The organism is Streptomyces bacillaris (assembly GCF_003268675.1).
In the GTDB taxonomy this organism is placed as follows: Bacteria; Actinomycetota; Actinomycetes; order Streptomycetales; family Streptomycetaceae; genus Streptomyces; species Streptomyces bacillaris.
In genome coordinates this window covers 3,435,006-3,454,801 of record NZ_CP029378.1, presented here as the reverse complement: position 1 = coordinate 3,454,801, position 19,796 = coordinate 3,435,006, and the positions used below count along the sequence as shown (strand labels likewise).

Sequence of the window (19,796 nt, the reverse complement as noted above, 5' to 3'; positions counted from 1 at the left end):
GCGGGCACGATCGGTGCGGCGGGTCTCCGGCTCCTCAGGGCGGCGGCCCGCCGTACTCATGCGCCTGCGGGGCCGCCGTACCCGCCCTTGCGCCCCGGGTGTCACGCCGAGGCGCGGCGTACCAGCGTCGTCGGGGTGACCACCGACTCCGGCGCCGGGCCGTTCCCCGTACGGTCCCGGTCCAGGCCGCGCAGGAGCAGCCGGGCCATCAGCCGGCCCTGGCCCTCGATGTCCTGGCTGACGGTGGTCAGCGGCGGGTCCGTCGTCCCCGCCACCGAGTCCATGTCGTCGAACCCGACCAGCGCCACCTGCTCCGGCACGGCCACCCCGCGCTCCCGCAGGACCCGCAGCGCGCCCGAGGCCATCAGGTCGTTGGCGACGAAGACCGCGTCCAGGTCGGGCCGCCGGTCCAGCAGCTCCGCCATCGCCCGCTCCCCGCTCTCCACGGTGAACGCCCCCTCGGCCACGAGCGTCGGGTCCACGTCGACGAGCACGTCCCGGTAGCCGTCGAGGCGGTCCATCGCGGAGGTCTGGTCGGGCGGCCCGCCGATGTGCGCGATCCGCTGCCGCCCGAGGTCCCGCAGATACTGCACGGCGAGCCGCGCCCCGCCCCGGTTGTCGGCGTCGACATACGGAACGGCCTGGTCACCCGGGTCGGCGGTCCAGCTGGGCCGCCCCCGTACACCGTCGGAATCCCCGCCCGCCGGGTGATCGCGGGCAGCGGGTCGTCGGTGTGGAGGGAGAAGGCGAGCGCACCGTCCACATGGCCGCCGGAGAGATAGCGCGCGATCCGGTCGAAGTCCCCGGGCCCCTCCACCAGCAGCAGGACGAGCTGGGTGTCGTGGGCGGTCAGCTCCTTGCTGATGCCCCGGATCTGCTGCGAGAAGAAGGGGTCCGAGAAGATCCGTATCTCCGGCTCGGCGATCACGACGGCCACCGCGCCCGTCCGCCGGGTCACCAGGGTCCGGGCCGCGTGGTTGGGGATGTAGCCCAGCTCGTCGACCGCCTGGAGCACCTTGTCCACCAGCGGCTTGCGGACGCCGTCGCCCCCGTTGACGACCCGCGAGGCGGTGGCCCGGGAGACCCCCGCGCGCGCCGCGACGGCTTCCAGGGTGGGCCGGGATCCGGGGGACTGCTCGGGCAAGGCGGTCGCTCCTCGTCGACGGGGGCGGCGACACGCGGGCCGTCGCCGGATCGTCCTACAGCCTAGCGCCGGGGCGGGCGGGGGCTGGGAGCGCTTCCTGTCCGTGCGGGGGCGGGACTTCGGTGACGACCGTCCATACTTCACATGATCATCACATCTGGTGCCCGGATGGTTGGGCGTCGGAGTGTCTGGACCTGAGTCGTAAGGGTGGGGCCTTGAGAGCACTGCACAGAGTCCGCGGCGGCGCGGCCGTCCGGCTGGCCGTCGGCATGGCCCTGCTCGTGGGAGCGGTGGGGGTCGCGGGGAGCGGGCAGAAGGTGGCGGCCGACCCGGCGCCACCGCCCCCGGTGCGTACCGTCTCGTACAACGCCTGCGGGGCGCACACCTGCCAGAACACCGTGGACGACGCCGACACCTGGGCCGCGAAGTTCCGGTCGCGGATGGAGGCCGAGGGCGGGCCCGCCGACGTGATCGCGCTCCAGGAGATGTGCACGGGCCAGTACGAGGCCCTGCGGAAGCTGCTGGTCGGCTACACCGCGCACTGGGCCGGTGAGCAGGAGCCCCCGGGGTGCGCGCGGTGGGGCGGCAGCTCGACGAAGTTCGGGCAGGTGCTCTTCGTGAAGGGGGAGACCGCGGACTTCACCGCTTACCGAGCCCTGGCCGACCCCGCGGAGACGTCGGTCCCGCAGCAGCGGTGGATGCTCTGCCTCAAGGGTCCGATCGGCGGCCGGACCACCCTCGCCTGCGGCACCCATCTCTCCCCCTCGCTGCCCCTGAACGGGACGCCGGTCCTGCTCGCCAACATGGAGCGGTGGGCGGCGGGCGCTCCCGCGCTGGTCACCGGCGACTTCAACGCCATCCCCAGCCACGCCGGGCTCGTACCGATGCGCACGGGGCTGTGCGGTACGGGCCCGTTCATCGAGGCGGACGCCGGGCGGAACGCCCCGACGGCCTACGCGACCGCCGCGCCGTTCACGTACCGGCTCAAGTACGACCACGCCTTCTTCGGCAGCCGGGACTTCACCCAGCTGCGGGCCCGGACCGCCGACATCGACCTGACGCCGGGTGAGGACCACAAGCTGGTGTGGGCGGAGGCCCGGCCGCTGGCCCGGACCGCCGTCCGGGTCCCGGGCGATCTGACCGGAGACCTCTGCCCGGACATGCTCGCCGTCCGCAAGGACGACACCCTCCGCCTCTACCCCGGGACGGGCCGGGGCACCTTCGGCTCCCCGCGCGTGATCGGCAGCGGGCCCGAGTGGAACGGCGCGGTGGTCAGTCACCGCGGCGACTGGGACGGCGACGGCCACGAGGACGTGGTGGCCCGCAAGGGCGATCAGCTGCTGCTCCACCGCAACACCGGCACCGGCGACCTCGCGCCGGGCGTCGTGATGAAGGTGTCCGAGACCGGCTGGGCCCACGCCTCCCCGGTCGCGGCGGGCGACATCGACGGCGACGGCGGCCCCGACGTCCTGGCCACCAGCGCCACCGGCCTCTGGCTCCACCGGGGCCGGGTCGCCGCGGACGGCGGCTGGCTCTCCTTCAGCGCCGCGCGCATCGGCGGACCGGAGTGGAAGGAGTACGAGGTCCTCCTCCCGGGCGACACGGACGGCGACGGGAAGGCCGAGGTCTGGGCCCGGGACCCGGAGGGGGACATCAGGCAGTACACGTACGACAGCGGGACGAAGAGCCTGGGCGCCCCCACCGCGCTCGGCTCCCTGCCCAGGGGATCGCGCCCGCTCGCTCTCTCCCTCGGTGACTCGGACGGGGACGGGAAGGCCGACCTCTGGACCACGACCTCGTCCGCCGATCTCCTCTTCCACCCGGGCGGCACGCCGTTCGCGGGGACGGGCGGGGTGACCGTGGGGACCGGCGGCTGGGGGTACTTCTCCCGGCTCGGATGATTCCGGCCCGGATGATTCCCGGGGCGCCTCCTCCGGGCCCGCCGCGCGTTGGACACCGTGGGCAGGCATTTGTCCCTGCCTGGAGTGGAAGGTGTGCAGCATGGAAGCGACAGAGCAGCGGCGCAAGGTGGCGGCCGACCGGGTACGGACGGCGGAGGACGCGGTGGTACGGCTGAAGGAGGGGCTCGCCGGGCTGGGCGTGACCCTTCCCTCGCTGCGGGTCGACCCCGTCTCCTGCGCGGGCAACGAGCCGACGCCCCTCGTCGACCTGGGCCGCTGCAACATCGACACCGCGTTGCGGCTGTGCGAGGTGCTGGCGGAGAGGGCGAGCGGCCGTGGGGAGAGCGGTCGTGGAGAGCGGTCATGACGGCCGCCGGTGAGGGCGCCGGACCGGGACCGTGTCCGCCGGGGCGGGGGCGGGGGGTGCGGGCGCCGGAGGCGGATGTGGGGCCGGGCGCGGAGGTGAGGTCGGGGGCCGACGTGGGGGCCGGGGTGCCCGTAACTGTGCCGGTGTCCGAGGTGGAGGCGGCTGTGCCCGCGGCGGGGGCGTTCGCGGTGGACGGGCGGGACGGGCGCGTCGGCCGGGTGGTGGAGCGGTCCGGGGACCAGGTGCGGTTGCGGCCGCCGGGCGGGGGGCCGGAGTGGGCCTGCCCGGCGGAGGACGTACAGCCCGCGTCCCCGGGCGCGGTGCTGCGGGCCCGGGTGACCGAGATCAACCGGGAGGGGCAGCTGCCGCGCTGAGCGGTGGGCTGCCGTGCGTACGGGACGGCGGGGCTGACCCCTTCTCGGGGCCGGGCCCGCCGCCGTTCGGGGGGCGTACGCGTGCCGCCCGGGTTCCGGGGCGTACGCGGCCGCGGGGGCCGGTCGTTGACGCGCCGGCTCCCATGACGCGCCGGGTCACGTGAGACGCGGGTCCCATGACGCGTCGGTCACATGATGCGGAAGGCCATGTAGTACGCGGAGACCTGGGCGTGGTAGCCCGGGTCCTCGGTCTGCCGGTGGCGGTCGAACTCCGGCGCGTCCTTGACCTGTTCCTTGGTGAGGTCCACGTACACCGTGCGGTTCTCCCCGTCGATCCGGCTGACCGTGCCCGCCGGGAGCAGGACGTCCTTGCCGAAGATCCAGGTCCCGGTGTTGACGAGCAGATAGGCGGAGCCGGTCTCGTCGGAGTGCTTGTCCACCTTGCCGACGCTGCCGTCGGTCGCCTCCACGGAGTACCCGGAGAGATCGGCGCCCACGGTGTGACCGCTGGACGGCTGATAGCCCCACAGGGAGTCGTTCATGGTGGCCCCTTTCTCGAAGGTCGTTCTCAGCTCGGCTTCGGTTCGACTCAGCGCCGGTGAATCGATCGGGTTCCCGGCATCGCTCCCTTTACACGCCGCGGGCGTCGGCTGGGGCACGATGGGTGTCCGGTGTGGCGGTGGACGGAGTGGCGACAGTGACGGACGAGGTACGGGGATGGCTCACCCCGAAGGCGGTGGCGGCCGAGGCCGGCGTGAGCCAGGAGTTCGACCTCTCCCAGTGCGTACGGGAGCCGATCCACCTGCTCGGCGGTGTCCAGTCGTACGGGGCCCTGATCGCCGCCAGGCTGCACGGGGCCGTGGTGGACACGGTGAGCCGGAACACGGGCGAGGTGCTGGGCGTGGCCGCCGAGGAACTGGTGGGGCGGCCGGTCACGGAGCTGATCGGGGACGAGCAGTGGGTGCTGGCGCGGGAGATCACGGAGGCGGCGGGACCGCCGGAGGGAGCTGCCGAGCCAGGGGCACCGGAAGGGGCCCCGTCCGGGCCACCGGAAGGGGGCTCTTCCGGGCCCGTCGCGTCCGGGGTGCTCTCCCTCTCGCTGGAGCGGGACGGGCAGGCGCGGCTCTTCGACGTGACCGTCCACCGGGTGGCCGAGCTGCTGGTGCTGGAGTTCGAACCACGGGCCGCCGAGGGGCCGTTCGTGTTCCAGAACTTCTACCCCCGGGTGCGGAGCGCCCTGCACCGGCTCCAGGGCGCCGCCGACGTCACCGAGTGCTGTGCGGCGGCCGTCCGCGAGGTCCGGGCGCTCACCGGCTACGACCGGGTGGTGGCGTACCGGTTCGACGGCGCCGACGGACCCGGCCAGGTCATCGCCGAGGCGCGGGGGGAGGGGCGGGAGCCGTGGCTCGGGCTCTGGTTCCCGGCCAGCGACATCCCGCCGCAGGCCCGCCGCCTCTACGCCCGCAACTGGATCCGGGTCATCGGGGACGTGGACGACGCGACCGTGGGGCTGCTGCCGGAGGTGCGGGAGGGGACCGGCGAGCCGCTGGACCTGTCGGGCTCGACGCTCCGTACCGTCTCCGGCTACCACCTGGAGTACCTGCGCAACATCGGGGTGGCCTCGTCCATGTCCGTATCGCTGCTGCACGAAGGGGAGGTGTGGGGGCTGATCGCCTGCCACGGCGACGCGCCCCGGCGGCTGACGCCCGAAGTCCGGGCGGCCTGCGAGTTCTTCGGGATCGCGCTGTCCCTGCAACTGGCGGCGGTCGCCGAGCGCGAGCAGGCCGACGAGCTGTCCGGCTACCGGCGGGCGCTCGCCACGCTGCTGGCCCGGCTCTCCTCCCAGGCTCCGGACGCTCTGCTGCGCCCCGGCTCCGGGCTGGCCGAACTCCTGCACGCCGACGGTGCGTTGCTCCTGCGCGGTACGGAGATGGTGGCGACGGGCGGCCCGCTCCCCGCCGCGCTGCCGGGACTGCTGGAGCGGCTGGCGGGCCCGACCCCGGTGGGCGAGGTGTGGAGCAGCGACCGGGTGCCGGAGGTGCTGGGGCTCGACCCGGCGGAGGCGGAGGCGCAGGGGGTGCCGGCCGGTCTGCTCTTCCTGCCCCTCAACCGGGACGGCGACCTGCTGGCATGGTGGCGCCGGGAGCGGCCCGCGCCCCGGGAGTGGGCGGCCGATCCGGCGCGCCCGGTACGGACGGGGTCGGGCGGTGAGCGGCTGACCCCGCGCGGTTCGGCGGCCGTCTACCGGGCGACCGTACGGGGGCGGAGCACGCCGTGGACCCCCGCGCAGCGGGCCGTCGCCGGGGAGCTGTGGCGGGAGATGTCGGGGCTGCTCAGCCGGCACATGGCGGAGCTGGAGGCGCGGAACACCGAACTCGCCCGGACGAACGAGGACTTGGACTCCTTCGCGCATGCGGCGGCCCATGACCTGAAGGAGCCGTTGCGGGGCATCTCGAACGCCGCAGCCTTCATGGTCGAGGACGCCGGCGACGTACTGGACGCCACCTCGCTGCGCCGGCTCACCACCGTACGCCGTCTCGCGGAGCGGATGGACGGGCTGCTCGACTCGCTGCTGCACTTCTCACGGCTGGGCCAAGTTGGCTTGGATCGGGAGCAGTTGGAGCTGGACGAGGTGGTGGACGACGCGCTGCTGGTCGCCGGTGACCGGCTGGCGGAGCAGGGCGTCACGGTGGTGCGCCCGGCGCCCCTGCCCCGGCTGCACGCGGACCGGGAGCGGCTGCGCGAGGTGCTGGAGAACCTGTTCGTCAACGCGGCCAAGTACGCGGTGGACGAGGCGGCGGCGGGGGAGCGGCGGGTCTGGGTGGAGGCGGTGCCGGTGACCGGGCCGGACGGGGACCCGGTGACCGCCGTCGTCGTACGGGACAACGGCATCGGCATCCCCGCCGAGCAGCAGGAGGACGTGCTCCAGCTCTTCCGGCGGCTGCACCGGCGCGACGAGCGGGGCGGCGGCTCGGGCGTGGGCCTCGCGGTGGTGAAGCGGATCGTGGAGCGCCACGGCGGACGGCTCTGGCTGGAGAGCCCGGCGCCCGCGCCCGGCGGCGGGCCGGGAACGGCGGTGTGGTTCACGCTGGGCGGCTGAGACCGGGGGCCGCCCGGAACCCTTGGACCCTCTTCCTGCTAGACCTTCTTCTGGGCCATCCAGAAGTCCACCGCGCCCCGCAGAACGGTCTGGAACAGCTCGAAGTTGACGGGCTTGTAGATGTAGCTGTCGGCCCCCGCCGCGTAGCACGCGTCCTCCTCGGCCGAGGAGGTGGACGAGGTGAAGACGACCACGGTCAGCGTGGCGAGGGCGGCGTGCGCGCGCAGGTTCGACAGGAGCGTCAGGCCGTTGGTGCCCGGCATGTTGAGGTCGAGCAGGACCAGGTCCGGCGCACGCGCGGCGGGGTCGAGGAGGCGCGGCACGACGGTGTCGCTGCGCGGGGTGAACTCCACGTCCAGGGAGGGGTGGGAGCGGGAGAGGGCGCGCTGGATGGCCTCGGTGTCCTCCTCCGAGTCCTCCACGACGAGGATCAGGCCGTCGCTCTTCATCGGGGTTCCGCCTGTCCGCCGCCGACCCGGGTGTCGCCGGTCGGGGCTCCGTCGGCCCGGGAGCCGGTCCGGATGCTGCTGGTCCGGGTGGTCATCGCAGGGCCGCCTGTTCGAGCCGGTGGTCAGGGGGGAGCAGCCCGGAGTCCGGTGGCAGACCGGTCCAGCGGGCCACGAGCAGGGCGATGTCGTCCTGCCCGGAGTCGCGGAACGCCCGGGCCTGCCGGGCCAGGCTCTCCGCGATGTGCGCGGCGTCCGAGCCGCGCAGGGCGGCGAGCCGGGCGGGCAGGACGCTCTCGAAGAACGTGCCGCCCGCCTCCCGCGACTCGGTGAGTCCGTCGGTGAAGAGCACCAGGGTGTCGTCCGCGGTGAGGTGTTCCTCGCGGCTCTCGTACGAGACGTCGTCCAGGACTCCGAGGAGGAGTCCGCCGGAGAGCACCTCGGAGACGGTGCCGTCGCCCCGGAGCACCAGGGGCGGGGGGTGCCCCGCGCTGCACGTGCTGAGCCGCACCGTGCCGTCGGCCCGCGGGGTCAGTGTCGCGACGACGGCGGTGAGGAAGCGGCTGGCTCTCTCCTGGCGCAGGGCCCGGTTGAGGCGGCTGAGGGCGGTGCCCGCGTCGGTGCCCTCCTCCAGGAGGGTGCGCAGGGTGTGGCGGGCCAGGCCGGTGAGGGCCGCCGCCTCCGCGCCGCGGCCGCAGACGTCACCGATGAGCAGGGCGATGGAGCCGTCGGGCCGGAGCACGGCGTCGTAGAAGTCGCCGCCCACGTCGAGCATGGGGTCGCCCACCGCGTAGCTCGCGGACAGGTCCCAGCGGTCGGTGACCGGGAGCTGCGAGGGGAGCAGGTGCTCCTGGAGCGAGAGGACGGCGGTGCGCCGCAGCTCGTACAGCAGGGCGTTGTCGATGGCGAGGGCGGCCCGGGTGGCGAGGCTGCGGAGGAAGGCGCTGTCCGGCAGCCGCGCCTCGGGCCGCTGGTAGACGAAGGTGATGGTGCCGAGGACGCGGCCCCGGGCGCGGAGGGGGCTGACGCTGACGACGGTGGGGTGGTGGCCCTCCCCGGCATCGGCGGCGTCGGCATCGGCGGCGGTGGCGGCGGTCGGGTCGGCGAAGGGGGAGCCGTCGAGTGCGGCGCCGCTCAGGAACACCGTGTCCTCGTCCTCGCCCCGGCGGGCGAGCAGCGCCGCCAGCCACGGGTCGTCGCGGCCGGCCGCCTCCAGCGCGCGCTGCTGCTGGACGGCGACATGGGTGGCGGCGACGAACTCGGGCCCCTCGGTCCGTGCCAGGTGGACGAGCGCCCCGTCCGCGACGGCCGGGACGGCGATCCGGGCCACCCGCCGCAGGGTGTCCTCCACGTCCAGGGACGAGTCCATCTGGAGCGAGGCCTCGGCCAGCAGCGCGTCGTCCGCGCCCCGCCGGGCCTCGCGGCCGCGCTGGAGGATGCCGGTGTGGCAGGCGACGATGACGTCGACGGCCTGCGTGAGCCGGCTCTCGACCGCCGCCAGGTCCGCCGAGGCGTCCACGGCGAGGGCCAGCGCCGCCCAGCCCCGCTGGTCCAGCCGGAAGGTGCAGCTCACCACGGAGCCGCCCGGCGCCTCCCGCAGGAACTCCGCCTCCGGCCACACCGCGTCGTCGAGCCCAGCGACCTCCAGCCGGTCCACCACGGGTTCGCCGCCCGGCTCCCGTACGGCCGCCCCCGGCATCGACCGGGTCGTCGCGACGATCACCGGGGTGTCGCTCCCGGCGCTCAGGGCCCGCATGTACCGCAGGACGTGCCGGCCGTCCCAGCGCGTGCCCACCACACGGTGGACGCCCCGGGTGGCGAGGAGCGGTGCGTAGACGTCGTCCGCCAGCGCCGCGACCTCCTCGGCCCGCGAAGCGGCCTGCCAGAGCCGGTGCAGCGCACTGGACCAAGGGCCATCGACCATGTGCCCCGCCCTCCGGTTCCGTCTCGTCCCCCGTACCACCTGGTTTTCCGTCCTCGGCCAGTATGACCGGCGGGCCCGGATTCATGCCGTGGGAGTGATCACGGAGGGTAGGGGTGGCGGGGGTGCGGGCGGTGTGCGTGCTGTCCTGTGCGGGGCCACTCGTTCGTGGGACGCTGGGAGAAGCGGCGTACAGCCGCGAAGCCTCCGATCCAGCCTCTCGGCAAGGCCACGGAAGAAGGGACCCGCGATGACTGCAGCGTTCGTCGAGAACGGCCACGCACCGGGTGCACGCGCGTGGGACTACCTGCTGCGGACATGGCGTGAACTGGACGTGGCCGAGGGATGGCGCGCCGAGATCGACGAGGGCCGGATCACCCTGGCACCACCGCCGCACGCGCACCACAACGGCATCGCCGCGAACGTGCAGCGCAGGCTCTATGCGACATTGCCCGACGATCTGGAGATCTACCAGACCCTCGGTATCCACGTGGCGCCGCTCGACAAGCTCTATGTCCCCGACCTGGTGGTCATGCCGACCGAGCTGATCGCTGCGGCCGACCCCGGGGTCAGCGATCCGCTGGACGCGTCCGAGGCACTGCTCGTCGTCGAGATCACGTCGAAGGGCAACGCGCGGGAGGACCGGACCAAGAAGTACCGCGCCTATGCGCGGGCGGGCGTGCCGATGTACCTCCTGATCGACCGGTTCGACACCCGGGGCCCGATGTCCACGCTCTTCACGGAGCCGAACGAGGACGGTACGTACAAGCGGACGGAGGCGGTGCCGTTCGGCAAGCCGCTGGCCGTTCCCGCGCCCTTCGACGTGTCGATCCCGACGGACGAGTTTCCGGGGCAGGCAGGCTAGCCCGCCTGGGGGCGGGTCACCACCTTGATGTTGAAGGTGTGCGACCCCACCCCGCCCGCGATCCCCATGAAGAGGAACGCGAAGTGCTCCTGGCCGCGGGCGGTGGTGATGCCGCCGATGTCGAGCTGGGTGGAGGGCGGCCAGCCCAGGTCCGTGAGCAGGCGGCCCACGGTCCGCTTGGCCTCGGCGTCGTCGCCGGAGAGGAAGACGGTGCCCGGCTCGGTCAGGTCGCCCGGGGCGGTCATCGCGGTGGAGTCCATCGTGCAGAGCGTCTTGACGACCGGGGTGAGGGGGAAGGCCTCCTGGATCAGCTCGCCCAGGCTGCTGTTGGGGTGGGTGAGTTGCTGGAAGTCGTCGGAGAGACCGACCCCGACGTCGATCAGTACGGTCCCGGCCAGCGCCGATTCCCCGATCGAGCGCAGCAGTTCCAGCGAGACGCCTCCGGGAGTGGCGTTGACCAGTACCTCCGCGCGCGCCGCCGTCTCATCGAGCCCCGCCACGGGGAGGCCGAGGTCGGTCCGCTCCTTCGGGTGGCGCGAACCGAGAAGGACGTCATGCCCTGCGGCGCGCCAGCCGTGGGCCAGCGCGCGGGCGACATTTCCGGTGCCGAGCAGTCCTATACGCATGCCACGACGCTAGCCAGCGGGGCCGCCCTCACGGATCGGGCGGGAGGCGGGGGCGGGGCGGGACCTGAGGCTTAGTCCCGGCGGGGTCGGGGGGCGCCGGGAGGCCGCCTGGAGAACCGGGGCCGGGCCCGGGCCCGCCCCCTCACACCCCCGCCGGGGCCTTCGCCGGGGAGTCGGGGTCGTTGGGGTTGTGTGGGGTGGTGGCCGGGGTGGTCGGGGTTCGGTGGCCGCCTGTGGCCGCGACCGTGGACGACGGCGGTTCCTGGGAGACGTTGAACTCCGTCAGCAGGTCCTTGCTGAAGCCGAAGAAGTACGTGGCCAGGAAGCCCGCCACGTACCCGGCCAGCAGACCGGCGCCGTAGATCGCGATCGTCGAGCCCAGGCCGTGGTTGCCGTCCAGGAGGGGGAACAGGGCCCAGCCGGACGGGCCGATGGCGGTCGAGCCGACCGTGTCGCCGAGCTGGTGGAAGAGGCCGACGAAGCCGCCGCCGAACGCGCCGCCCACGCACGCCGTGATGAACGGGCGGCCGAGCGGGAGCGAGACGCCGTAGATCAGGGGCTCGCCGACGCCCAGCAGGCCGGCCGGGAGCGCGGACCGGATGGTGCGGCGGATCGACTCGTTGCGGGGGAGGCGGACGTACACCGCCATCGCCGCGCCCACCTGGCCCGCGCCCGCCATCGCCAGGATCGGCAGCAGGACCGTGTAGCCCTGCTGCTCGATCAGGGTCGTGTGGATCGGGATCAGCGCCTGGTGCAGGCCCAGCATGACCAGGGGGAGGAACAGGCCGCCGAGGACGAAGCCCGCGCCCGCGCCCCCGTTGGAGAGCAGCCAGTCCGCGAACGTGCCGATGGCGGAGGACACCTCGCCCGCCACGTACATCAGGCCGAAGATCGTCACCAGGCCGGAGATCAGCACCGTCAGCGTCGGGGTGACCAGGACGTCCAGCGCCTCCGGCACCCACCGGCGGCACCACTTCTCCACGTACACCGCGAGCACCGCCGCCCCCAGCGCGCCGAGCACACCGCCCTGGCCGGGGGAGAGGGTCTGGCCGAACGCGTCGATCTTCGCCACCCCCGGGAACACGATGATCGCCGCCACCGCACCGCCCAGGATCGGCGTACCGCCGAACTCCTTCGCCGTGTTGTAACCCACGAACACCGCGATCAGCGCCATGAACCCGGACGCCATCGCCGCCAGCGCGGGCGTCACGGCGGGCAGCCACCCCAGGTTCACCAGCAGGCCGTTGAGGCCCGCGATGATCCCGCAGCCGATCAGCGCCGGGATCAGCGGGACGAAGATGTTGGCGATCCGGCGCAGGAACAGCTTGAAGGGGGTGGCGTTCCGCGCCTTCTGCTCCGCCTTGATCGCCGCACCCTGGGCCGCCAGGTCGTCGGAGGCCGGGGCGCCCGGTGCCGGTTCCGGCGCTGTCGGTGCCTCCGCCGGTTCCGTTTCGCGGGCCTCCGCCACCAGGCGCTCGAACTCCGGCGTCACCCGCGCCACCGTGCCCGGTCCCAGCACGATCTGGTACGTCTCGTCCTCCACCACGCCCATCACGGCGGGCAGGGCCTTCAGCGCCTCGTCGTCCACCAGGGACCGGTCGTGCAGGCCCAGGCGGAGCCGGGTCATGCAATGGGCGATGGAGCCGACGTTCGCGGCGCCGCCGACGAGCGGGAGGATCGCGGCGGCGGTGGCGCTGTTCTTGTCTTCTGTGGCCATGGTGCTCGGTGCCTTGCTGTGCGGGGGGTGTGGTGCAGGGGGAGAGAGGGGGTGGGTCAGGTGGCGGTGGTGGGCCCGGCGTTCAGCGCCCTGCGCAGGTGGCCGTCCGACTCCGCCAGCCGCTCGGCCGCCGTCGCCGCGTCGACCCGGCCGAGGATCACCAGGATCGCGTGCTTCACCTCGCCGTCGGTGGCGGCGAGCGCGGCCTCGATCTCGGCGTCGGACGCGCCCGTGGCGAGGGAGACGATGTGCCGGGAGCGGGCCCGCAGCTTCTCGTTGGAGGCGCGTACGTCGACCATGAGGTTCCCGTACGTCTTGCCCAGCCGGATCATCGTGATCGTCGAGATCATGTTGAGGACCAGCTTCTGGGCCGTGCCCGCCTTCAGCCGGGTGGAGCCGGTGAGCAGCTCGGGGCCGGTGACGATCTCCAGGCCGTGTTCCGCCGCGGCGGCCAGCGCCGAGCCCGCGTTGCAGGAGAGGCCGACGGTCAGGGCGCCCTGCGCGCGGGCGTGCTCGACCGCGCCGATCGCGTACGGCGTACGGCCCGAGGCGGAGATCCCGACCACCGTGTCGTCCGCCGTCAGCTTCAGCGCGTCCAGGTCGGCGGCGGCCAGCTCCTTGCTGTCCTCGGCCCCCTCGACGGCCTTCACCATGGCGGACGGGCCGCCCGCGATCAGGCCGACGACCTCCGACGGGTCGGTGTTGAAGGTGGGCGGGCACTCGCTGGCGTCCAGCACCCCGAGCCTCCCCGCCGTGCCCGCGCCCGCGTAGATCAGCCTCCCGCCCCGGGCCATCCGCTCGGCCGCGGCGTCGATGGCCGCGGCGATCTCCGGAAGGCGCTCGGCGACGGCGGCCGGGACGGTGGCGTCCTCGCCGTTCATCAGCCGCGCGATCTCCGCCGTGGACAGCCGGTCGATCTCGGCCAGCTCGGGGCGGAACGCCTCCGTGGCGAGCGTGGCCAGCTGGGCGCGGAGTTCGCCGTAGCCCTCGGGGGAGGCAGGAGTACCAGGAGTGTCGGTGGTGGAGGTCATGGTGTGGGCCGCTCTGCTTTCTCGGTGTCGTACGCGTACGGGTGGTGCGTGGCCCGTCCCGGGGGCCAGGAGGTACGGGGACAGGAGGAGGGGGGGCAGGGGTCAGCGGGTGCGCGGGGCGTGGCGGTGGGCCAGCGCCTCGTAGGAGGCGGCCAGGGCGGGCGCGGCCGTCTCGTACGTCCGCTGGGCCACGCCGATGAACAGGCAGTCCACGACCAGCAGCTGGCTCGTCCGGCTGGACATGGCGGCGGGCCGCAGCTCGCTCTCGCGGGCCGTGGAGGTGGTCAGCACATGGTCCGCGTACTGCGATACGGGCCCGTCGGGCCGCCCGGTGATCGCCACCGTCGTCGCTCCCCGGTCGAACGCCACCCGCAGCGGCTCGATGACGTCCCCGGTCGAGCCCGAGTGCGTGATGGCTATCGCCACATCGCCCGCGCGCAGCTGCACGGCGTTGGTCACCGCCAGGTGCGGGTCGGTATGGGCGTGGGCTATCAGGCCGATCCGGAGCAGCTTCTGCGCCAGGTCCTGGCCGACGAGGGAGGAGGCGCCCACCCCGTAGATGTCGATGCGGCGGGCGGTCGACGCGGCGGCCACGGCCGCGCCCAGTTGCACGGTGTCCAGCCCGGCGGCGGTGTCCGCGAGCGTCTGCTGCTCGTCGAAGGCCAGTTTGGCGACGACCTCCGCGATCGGGTCGTCCACCGCGATGTCCGCCGTGACGGCGGGCGACCGGCCCGACTCCTGGTGCGCGGCGAGCCCGGCCAGCGCGAGGCGCAGGTCCCGGTAGCCGGGGTAGCCGAGGAGGCGGGCCGTGCGGACGACGGTCGCCTCGCTGGTGCCGGTGCGCTCGGCGAGACCGGTGACGGTGAGGGCGGCGCAGCCGGCCGGGTCCCCCGCGACGGCTTCGGCGACCAGCTGCATGGAGCGGGTCATGGAGGGCGCGAGCGTCCGCACCTTCGCGGCGAGGGCCGCGGGGGCGGGTGGGGAGTCGCCGCTGAAAATTTCCTTCACGTCTTGGGTCACATCTGAAAGGTATTTTCAACCCGGGGGTGCGTCAACCCCTCGTGAACCCCCTGTGGTCCGTACCTCTGGCGGTACCTCTGGCGGTGTTCCTTCCGCCCCCGGCGCACAATGGGGAGCATGGAGCTGAACCCCCTGGAGCAGGCACTGCACTCCGCCCGCGCGCTGGTCATGGCCGATCTCGTCGCGGGCGATGTCGCCGAGGCCGATGTCGTCTCGTTCGTCGAGGACGCCGTGACGCACCGCCGGTGGTGGGTCGAGCAGTGGCCCGAGGGCGCGGAGTTCGTCGCCGGGCTGATCGCCCAGGACGTGCAGGACGCCCTGCTGGAGAAGTACGGGCGGTGGCCGCTCTGCCCCGCCTGCCCGGAGGACGAGCCGCACGCGCTCGACGTCGAGCCGGAGCTGGGGCCCGACCCGCACTGGGTGTGCACCAAGGCGGCCGTGGCCGTGGCGCCGGTGGGGGAGCTGGGCGGGGTACTGCGGCGGTGACCCTCTACATCGACCCGCCCACCTGGCCCGGCCACGGCCGCCTCTGGTCGCACCTCGTCAGCGATGTGTCCTTCGAGGAACTGCACACCTTCGCCGCCGCGATCGGCTGCCCGCCGCGCGCCTTCGAGCGCGACCACTACGACGTACCGGAGACGTACTACGCCGATGCCGTACGGGCCGGGGCCCGGGAGATCGGCTCGAAGGAACTGGTTCGCCGCCTCACCGCCGCCGGGCTCCGGCGGCCCAAGGGGCGGGCAGCACCCTAGGGCCTGGGTTGCTCGGGGTGCCCAGGGGGCGTGGGGAGCGTGCCGGAGGGGGCTGCCCGGTCTGTCAGGAGGTGCCGCCCGTCGCGCAACCGGCCGCCTCGACCCCCGCCGCCGGGCGGCCCGGACGTGCCGATTCCGTACGGTCCGACCGTTCCTCCCCAGCCCCAGCCCCAGCTCCCGCCCCGCTCTTCGCGATCAGGCGCGAGCGCGACGGGCCGTCCCCGCCCCGCTGGAGCCGCAGCGAGACCGCCACCGCCGCCAGGGCCACGACCAGCATCGCCGCGCCCGCCCACGCCGTCGCCGCGAAGCCGAAGTCCGCGTCGATCACCGTGCCGCCCAGCCACGGGCCGGCCGTGTTGCCCAGGTTGAACGCGGCCGTCGTCGTGGCCCCGGCCAGTGTCGGCGCGGCCCCGGCCACGTTGAACATGCGGGCGTTGAGCGCGGGGGCCGTGTAGAACGCCGACAGGCCCAGCAGGAACGCCAGCGCCACCACCGCGACCTGGCTGGAGGCGAAGAGGGCCAGCGCCGTCAGGAAGACCGTGGAGGCCGTGATGCCGCTCAGCAGCACCCCGAAGAGGTGCGCGTCCGCGACCCGGCCGCCGATCGTCGTACCGATCAGCGCGCCGACCCCGAAGAGGCCCAGGATCCACGGCACCCACCCCGAGTCCAGGCCCGCCACGTCCGTCAGCACCGGCGCGAGATAGCTGAACGCGCAGAAGACCCCGCCCGCCGCGAGCGCGGTGATCACGACCGCCAGCCAGACCTGCCGGTCCCGGTAGATCGCCAGCTCCCGCCGCAGCTCCGGCTTCCGCTCCGGCAGCGGGATGTGCGGGATGCGGGTGACGACCCCGACCAGCGCCACCGCCGACGCCACGCCCACCGCCCAGAACGCCGACCGCCAGCCGAGGTGCTCACCGAGGAAGGCCCCCATCGGCACGCCCAGCACATTGGCGATCGAGAGGCCGCCGATCATCACGGCCATCGCCCGGGCCCGCTGGTTCACCGGGACCATTGCGATGGCGACCGCCGCCCCGACCGCCCAGAAACCCGCGCAGGCGAGCGCGCTCACCACACGGGAGGCGAAGAGCACCTCGTACGTCGGAGCCAGCGCGCCCGCCACCTGCCCCAGGCCGAAGACCGAGATCAGCGCGATCAGAGTCGTCCGGCGCGGCAGCCGCAGCGTGGCCACGGCGAGCAGCGGGGCGCCGACCACCATGCCGATCGCGAAGGCGGATATGAGGAGTCCGGCCTGTGGGATCGAGACGTTCATGTCGTCCGCGATCGGTGGCAGCAGGCCCGACAGCATGAACTCACTGGTGCCGAGGGCGAAGACCGAGAGGCCGAGGATGTATACGGCGAGCGGCATGGATGTGCGCTGGCGTGAGGTGGAGTCGGGCATGACTCGTCCCAACGCCGGAGAACGCCCACGCATTCCCGACCTCCGGACCCTGGACCCCTGGCCCCCGGGCCCTTCCGGCTGCGGGACCGGCTGCCGGGCCGAACGACGGGACCGGCTGCCGGGCCGACCGTTACGCGGCGGGCAGCGCGTGCAGCTTCTTGCCGTGCAGGGCGAAGACGTGCCGGCCGTCGGTGGCCACCAGCCAGGCGTGGTAGTCGCCGGACTTGTCGTTGAACGTCCAGCGCAGCTCGCCGCTCTTCGCGTCGAAGGCGTGGACGCCGCCCTTCTCGTCCAGGTCGGTGGCCCCGTAGAGGGTCGAGCCGACGCGGACGAACTGCCGGGGCACCTGCCCGCCCGACTTCTTGAGGCTCGTCGACTGCCAGACGCTCTTTCCGGTCGCCGGCTCGATCGCCCGGAGCGTCCGGCCGCTGTCCGCGATGTAGAGGACGCCGTCCAGGACGGCCGGCTCGCTGAAGGTGGTGAACTGCCCGGCCTCCACGGACCACTTCTCCGTACCGTCGGCGAGGGCGAAGGCCTGGAGCCGCTGCCCCTGCGGGACGATCACCAGGTCCTCGTGGACGGCGAAGGGGCCGTAACTCGTCTTCGTCGTCTTCTGCGTCCACACCTGCCGGCCGGTGGCGGTGTCGCGGACGGTGAGATTCTGCTTGAAGTCCGTGTAGACCAGGTAGCGGCCCCGGACGGCGGCGTGCACACCGTTCTGCTGGGTGCCGAGGTCGCGCTGCTCCTTCCAGACGACCTTGCCCGTACGGCTGTTGAGCGCGGCGATCACATTCGTACGGGAGGAGTTGTCGGCCTCCAGGATCTCCGCGATGACGTACACCTGCTGCTCGTCCACCGCGACCGGCCTCGGCTGGCGGTACTCCTTGCCCAGGTGGCTGCGCCAGGTCTCCTTGCCGGTGGCCGGGGCGTACCCGACGACGTTGCCGTCGTACTTCCCGCTGGCCAGATACAGGGTGCCGGCGCCCAGCAGCAGCGGTGCGCCGGGGACCGCGCCGCCCGCCAGCGACCAGCGCGTCCCGCCGGTCGTCCCCTCCAGGGCGGCCAGCGGGTCACCGCTCGCGATCACCACGCCGTCGACGGCGACGAGTTCGTCGTTGTCCCCGTAGGTCTGGGCGGAGGTGGACTTCGTCCACAGAGGGGCGGGGGCCTGGCCGTCCTCGGTGCCCGTGCCGGCGCTGGGAGAAGCGGTGCGCGGCGGCGGAATGCTGCCTTCGCCGCCGGTCGAGAGATCGTCCTCGCAGCCGGTCAGCCCGGCCCCGAGCGCCGTCATCGTGAGCCCGGCCCCGGCCAGTCGTAGTATTCGCCGCCGTGAATATCTGCCGGCCGTCGTGCCGTGTGCCGCATTCCCCTTGAACATGGAGTCGTACCCCCGTGGAGTCGTCAGAGTGTGTGCAACTGCGATGCCAGACGTTAGCGTTCGTGACGCGTCACAGGCCGGGGCAGGTCATGACCGGAACAACTCCGTGAAGGAACCGGAACATTTGCCGACCCGGGACCCGGATATCCACCCCCGGGATCACCGCGCACCGGACCGACCGCCGGTCACCGTGCACCGGACGGCTCCAGCAGCTCCAGCTCCGTCGCCAGGTTGTGCCGGGCCCGCTCCTCCCACTCGGCCGCCCCGTACGGGGTACGGAACAGCCTCGGCAGCGCCAGGAGTTGCCGCAGCACCGCCGCCCGCCCCGCCCGGAACGCCTCGTCGGGGACGAACCCGTACTCCTCCCGCACCTGTGCCGCGTAGGCCGCGTACTCCTGCGGGCCGCTCGCCAGCACCGCCAGGTCCGCATCGCACAGCACCTCGCCGTCGCGGTCCCCCTCGGCCGGGTCGTGCGTCACGGTGAGCCGCACCAGCCGCGCCGCCTCCGCCGTCACCGCCTCGGCCACCCCCGCCTCGGGCAGCGCCCGTTCGGCGAGGGCGGCGCTGCGCTCCTCGTTCTCCGTACGGTCGGGCCGGTACACCGCGTCGTGGAACCAGGCGGCCAGCCGTACCGCGTGCACATCGTCGGCGTACGGGGCGAGGGTGTCGATCCGGTCCAGCACCGCCGTCAGATGGGCGGTGGTGTGGTAGCGCCGGTGCGGTTCGGCCCACCGGGCGAGGAGGTTCTCGGCGTACGGGAGGGGGTCGGGGCCCGCCGCCCCCGCGCGGGCGGCGAGCAGCGTCTCCCGCCAGCGGTCGGCCAGGTCGGCCAGGCCCGGCAGGTCGGCCGGTCCGGGCAGGTCGGCGGGGGTGTCATGGGGGCGCGGGCTGTCCGTCATGGGACGACCTTAGAGGCTGAGTCCCGTACGGATTCCGGCATCCCGCAGCGACCGGCGGCCTCCCTGCGGTTGGCTGAGGGCCATGACTTCTGCTCCCGTACGCGATCCCGAACTCCCCGGCCTCCTCCTGCGCACCGAGCGCGACGCCCTCCTTCCCCTCCTCCGCGCCACCCCGGAGTCGGCGTACGACCTCCGCACCGCGTGCCCCGGCTGGACCGTCCGCCATGTCCTCGCGCACTGTGCCGCCGCCCTGACCCGGGTGGTCCAGGACCGCCTGGAGGAGGGGGTGTTCTCGCCCGAGTCCAACGAGCGGGACATCGAGGAGCGGGCCGGGCTGCCCCTGTCGGCCCTCCTCGACGAGCTGGAGCGCGGGATGACCGAGGCCGGTCCGGTGATCGCCGCCGCGGGCGGGAAGCTGGACGGGGTCGCGCTGGGCGAGTGGGTGCACGCCGGTGATGTGCGCGAGGCGTGGGGGCTCGACGGGGCGTACGCCGGGCGCGGACTGCCGTACGCCTTGGGGCTGCTGGAGGGGGTGGCGTACCGGAAGGAGATGCCGCTGACCGTTGCCGAGGTGGTGGGGGTGGAGCTGGAGGGCTGGGACGCGCCCCGCCCGATCGGCGTCCCGTCGTCCGGGGGCCGTCCGCCCGGCCGGTTCCGGGGTGACGCGCCCACCCTGATCCGGCTGTACGCGAACCGGCCGCTGGTCGGCACGCGGTACGAGCTGCACGGCGTACGGGAGGGGGACCTGCGCCTCTTCGACCGGCCGCCGAAGCTGGACGACTGAGGGCAGGGACCGGGGGAGGGTGAGGGGGGACAAAGGGGGGCGGGGCTTCCGCCCCTCGGACCGGGCCTTGTC

18 protein-coding genes and 1 pseudogene are annotated in these 19,796 nt (G+C 73.6%); 8 read left to right on the top strand and 11 right to left on the bottom strand.

What is annotated here, in order from left to right; genetic code table 11:
* Window positions 1-101 precede the first annotated feature (101 nt).
* Window positions 102-1,144, bottom strand: a pseudogene (locus tag DJ476_RS14650) (LacI family DNA-binding transcriptional regulator).
* A 215-nt stretch (window positions 1,145-1,359) separates the two neighbouring features.
* Here DJ476_RS14650 and DJ476_RS14645 point away from each other — a divergent pair.
* From DJ476_RS14645 to DJ476_RS14635, 3 genes are all read left to right on the top strand, one after another.
* On the top strand, window positions 1,360-3,045 hold the full coding sequence (locus DJ476_RS14645; protein WP_112490722.1) for an FG-GAP-like repeat-containing protein: 1,686 nt from the start codon (window positions 1,360-1,362) through the stop codon (window positions 3,043-3,045).
* Between the two features lie 100 nt (window positions 3,046-3,145).
* Window positions 3,146-3,412, top strand: coding sequence for a hypothetical protein (locus tag DJ476_RS14640; RefSeq protein ID WP_103419977.1), 267 nt, complete (start codon window positions 3,146-3,148; stop codon window positions 3,410-3,412).
* Window positions 3,413-3,555: 143 nt separating this feature from the next.
* Window positions 3,556-3,786 (top strand): hypothetical protein, encoded by a 231-nt coding sequence (locus DJ476_RS14635; RefSeq protein WP_318294694.1) that lies wholly within the window; start codon window positions 3,556-3,558, stop codon window positions 3,784-3,786.
* A gap of 188 nt (window positions 3,787-3,974) precedes the next feature.
* Here DJ476_RS14635 and DJ476_RS14630 read toward each other — a convergent pair whose 3' ends face one another.
* Complete coding sequence (locus tag DJ476_RS14630) at window positions 3,975-4,328, bottom strand: PRC-barrel domain-containing protein (protein WP_112490721.1); 354 nt, start codon at window positions 4,326-4,328, stop codon at window positions 3,975-3,977.
* Window positions 4,329-4,483: 155 nt separating this feature from the next.
* Between DJ476_RS14630 and DJ476_RS14625 the strand changes: the two genes are divergently transcribed.
* Window positions 4,484-6,886, top strand: a complete 2,403-nt coding sequence (locus DJ476_RS14625; RefSeq protein WP_112490720.1) for an ATP-binding protein — start codon at window positions 4,484-4,486, stop codon at window positions 6,884-6,886.
* 38 nt (window positions 6,887-6,924) lie between these two features.
* Here the strand turns inward: DJ476_RS14625 and DJ476_RS14620 are convergent, their stop codons facing one another.
* Both DJ476_RS14620 and DJ476_RS14615 read right to left on the bottom strand, forming a co-directional pair.
* Entirely contained in the window at window positions 6,925-7,335 is a 411-nt protein-coding gene (locus DJ476_RS14620) for a response regulator (RefSeq protein WP_112490719.1), read from the bottom strand.
* Window positions 7,336-7,426: 91 nt separating this feature from the next.
* Window positions 7,427-9,256 (bottom strand): PP2C family protein-serine/threonine phosphatase, encoded by a 1,830-nt coding sequence (locus tag DJ476_RS14615; RefSeq protein WP_112490718.1) that lies wholly within the window; start codon window positions 9,254-9,256, stop codon window positions 7,427-7,429.
* 247 nt (window positions 9,257-9,503) lie between these two features.
* Here DJ476_RS14615 and DJ476_RS14610 point away from each other — a divergent pair, with 247 nt between their 5' ends.
* Entirely contained in the window at window positions 9,504-10,118 is a 615-nt protein-coding gene (locus DJ476_RS14610) for a Uma2 family endonuclease (protein WP_112490717.1), read from the top strand.
* Here DJ476_RS14610 and DJ476_RS14605 read toward each other — a convergent pair.
* The 4 genes from DJ476_RS14605 to DJ476_RS14590 all read right to left on the bottom strand — a co-directional run bounded on the left by DJ476_RS14605 (window position 10,115) and on the right by DJ476_RS14590 (window position 14,512).
* Window positions 10,115-10,744, bottom strand: coding sequence for an NADPH-dependent F420 reductase (locus DJ476_RS14605; RefSeq protein WP_112490716.1), 630 nt, complete (start codon window positions 10,742-10,744; stop codon window positions 10,115-10,117). The genes DJ476_RS14610 and DJ476_RS14605 overlap by 4 nt on opposite strands.
* Before the next feature lie 142 nt (window positions 10,745-10,886).
* On the bottom strand, window positions 10,887-12,461 hold the full coding sequence (locus tag DJ476_RS14600; protein ID WP_112490715.1) for a PTS transporter subunit EIIC: 1,575 nt from the start codon (window positions 12,459-12,461) through the stop codon (window positions 10,887-10,889).
* A 56-nt stretch (window positions 12,462-12,517) separates the two neighbouring features.
* Window positions 12,518-13,492 carry an N-acetylmuramic acid 6-phosphate etherase gene (murQ, locus tag DJ476_RS14595; RefSeq protein ID WP_112490714.1) on the bottom strand — a complete coding sequence of 325 codons (975 nt, stop codon included), beginning with the start codon at window positions 13,490-13,492 and terminating at the stop codon, window positions 12,518-12,520.
* A 102-nt stretch (window positions 13,493-13,594) separates the two neighbouring features.
* Window positions 13,595-14,512: a MurR/RpiR family transcriptional regulator gene (locus DJ476_RS14590; protein ID WP_070199462.1), complete on the bottom strand. Its 918-nt coding sequence runs from the start codon at window positions 14,510-14,512 to the stop codon at window positions 13,595-13,597.
* Between the two features lie 117 nt (window positions 14,513-14,629).
* Here DJ476_RS14590 and DJ476_RS14585 point away from each other — a divergent pair, with 117 nt between their 5' ends.
* Window positions 14,630-14,998 carry a hypothetical protein gene (locus DJ476_RS14585; protein WP_019762385.1) on the top strand — a complete coding sequence of 123 codons (369 nt, stop codon included), beginning with the start codon at window positions 14,630-14,632 and terminating at the stop codon, window positions 14,996-14,998.
* Window positions 14,995-15,264, top strand: coding sequence for a DUF4031 domain-containing protein (locus DJ476_RS14580; protein WP_018489061.1), 270 nt, complete (start codon window positions 14,995-14,997; stop codon window positions 15,262-15,264). Before DJ476_RS14585 ends, DJ476_RS14580 begins: the two co-directional genes overlap by 4 nt.
* Before the next feature lie 64 nt (window positions 15,265-15,328).
* Here the strand turns inward: DJ476_RS14580 and DJ476_RS14575 are convergent, their stop codons facing one another.
* The 3 genes from DJ476_RS14575 to DJ476_RS14565 form a co-directional block, all read right to left on the bottom strand.
* Window positions 15,329-16,630, bottom strand: a complete 1,302-nt coding sequence (locus DJ476_RS14575) for a Cmx/CmrA family chloramphenicol efflux MFS transporter (RefSeq protein ID WP_103420069.1) — start codon at window positions 16,628-16,630, stop codon at window positions 15,329-15,331.
* 163 nt (window positions 16,631-16,793) lie between these two features.
* A complete protein-coding gene (locus DJ476_RS14570) occupies window positions 16,794-18,041 on the bottom strand; it encodes a PQQ-binding-like beta-propeller repeat protein (protein WP_112490713.1) in 1,248 nt (415 codons plus the stop codon).
* Between the two features lie 185 nt (window positions 18,042-18,226).
* Window positions 18,227-18,940 carry an HD domain-containing protein gene (locus DJ476_RS14565; protein ID WP_112490712.1) on the bottom strand — a complete coding sequence of 238 codons (714 nt, stop codon included), beginning with the start codon at window positions 18,938-18,940 and terminating at the stop codon, window positions 18,227-18,229.
* A gap of 82 nt (window positions 18,941-19,022) precedes the next feature.
* Between DJ476_RS14565 and DJ476_RS14560 the strand changes: the two genes are divergently transcribed.
* Window positions 19,023-19,724, top strand: coding sequence for a maleylpyruvate isomerase family mycothiol-dependent enzyme (locus tag DJ476_RS14560; protein WP_112490711.1), 702 nt, complete (start codon window positions 19,023-19,025; stop codon window positions 19,722-19,724).
* Window positions 19,725-19,796 lie beyond the last annotated feature (72 nt).

Excerpts from the sequence above, each read along its gene's own strand:
- murQ (WP_112490714.1), bottom strand. The coding sequence starts at position 13,492 with ATGACCTCCACCACCGACACTCCTGGTACTCCTGCCTCCCCCGAGGGC.
- DJ476_RS14560 (WP_112490711.1), top strand. The coding sequence starts at position 19,023 with ATGACTTCTGCTCCCGTACGCGATCCCGAACTCCCCGGCCTCCTCCTG.
- DJ476_RS14630 (WP_112490721.1), bottom strand. The coding sequence starts at position 4,328 with ATGAACGACTCCCTGTGGGGCTATCAGCCGTCCAGCGGTCACACCGTG.
- DJ476_RS14615 (WP_112490718.1), bottom strand. The coding sequence starts at position 9,256 with ATGGTCGATGGCCCTTGGTCCAGTGCGCTGCACCGGCTCTGGCAGGCC.
- DJ476_RS14570 (WP_112490713.1), bottom strand. The coding sequence starts at position 18,041 with ATGTTCAAGGGGAATGCGGCACACGGCACGACGGCCGGCAGATATTCA.
- DJ476_RS14575 (WP_103420069.1), bottom strand. The coding sequence starts at position 16,630 with ATGCCGCTCGCCGTATACATCCTCGGCCTCTCGGTCTTCGCCCTCGGC.
- DJ476_RS14565 (WP_112490712.1), bottom strand. The coding sequence starts at position 18,940 with ATGACGGACAGCCCGCGCCCCCATGACACCCCCGCCGACCTGCCCGGA.
- DJ476_RS14600 (WP_112490715.1), bottom strand. The coding sequence starts at position 12,461 with ATGGCCACAGAAGACAAGAACAGCGCCACCGCCGCCGCGATCCTCCCG.
- DJ476_RS14610 (WP_112490717.1), top strand. The coding sequence starts at position 9,504 with ATGACTGCAGCGTTCGTCGAGAACGGCCACGCACCGGGTGCACGCGCG.
- DJ476_RS14620 (WP_112490719.1), bottom strand. The coding sequence starts at position 7,335 with ATGAAGAGCGACGGCCTGATCCTCGTCGTGGAGGACTCGGAGGAGGAC.
- DJ476_RS14605 (WP_112490716.1), bottom strand. The coding sequence starts at position 10,744 with ATGCGTATAGGACTGCTCGGCACCGGAAATGTCGCCCGCGCGCTGGCC.
- DJ476_RS14640 (WP_103419977.1), top strand. The coding sequence starts at position 3,146 with ATGGAAGCGACAGAGCAGCGGCGCAAGGTGGCGGCCGACCGGGTACGG.
- DJ476_RS14585 (WP_019762385.1), top strand. The coding sequence starts at position 14,630 with ATGGAGCTGAACCCCCTGGAGCAGGCACTGCACTCCGCCCGCGCGCTG.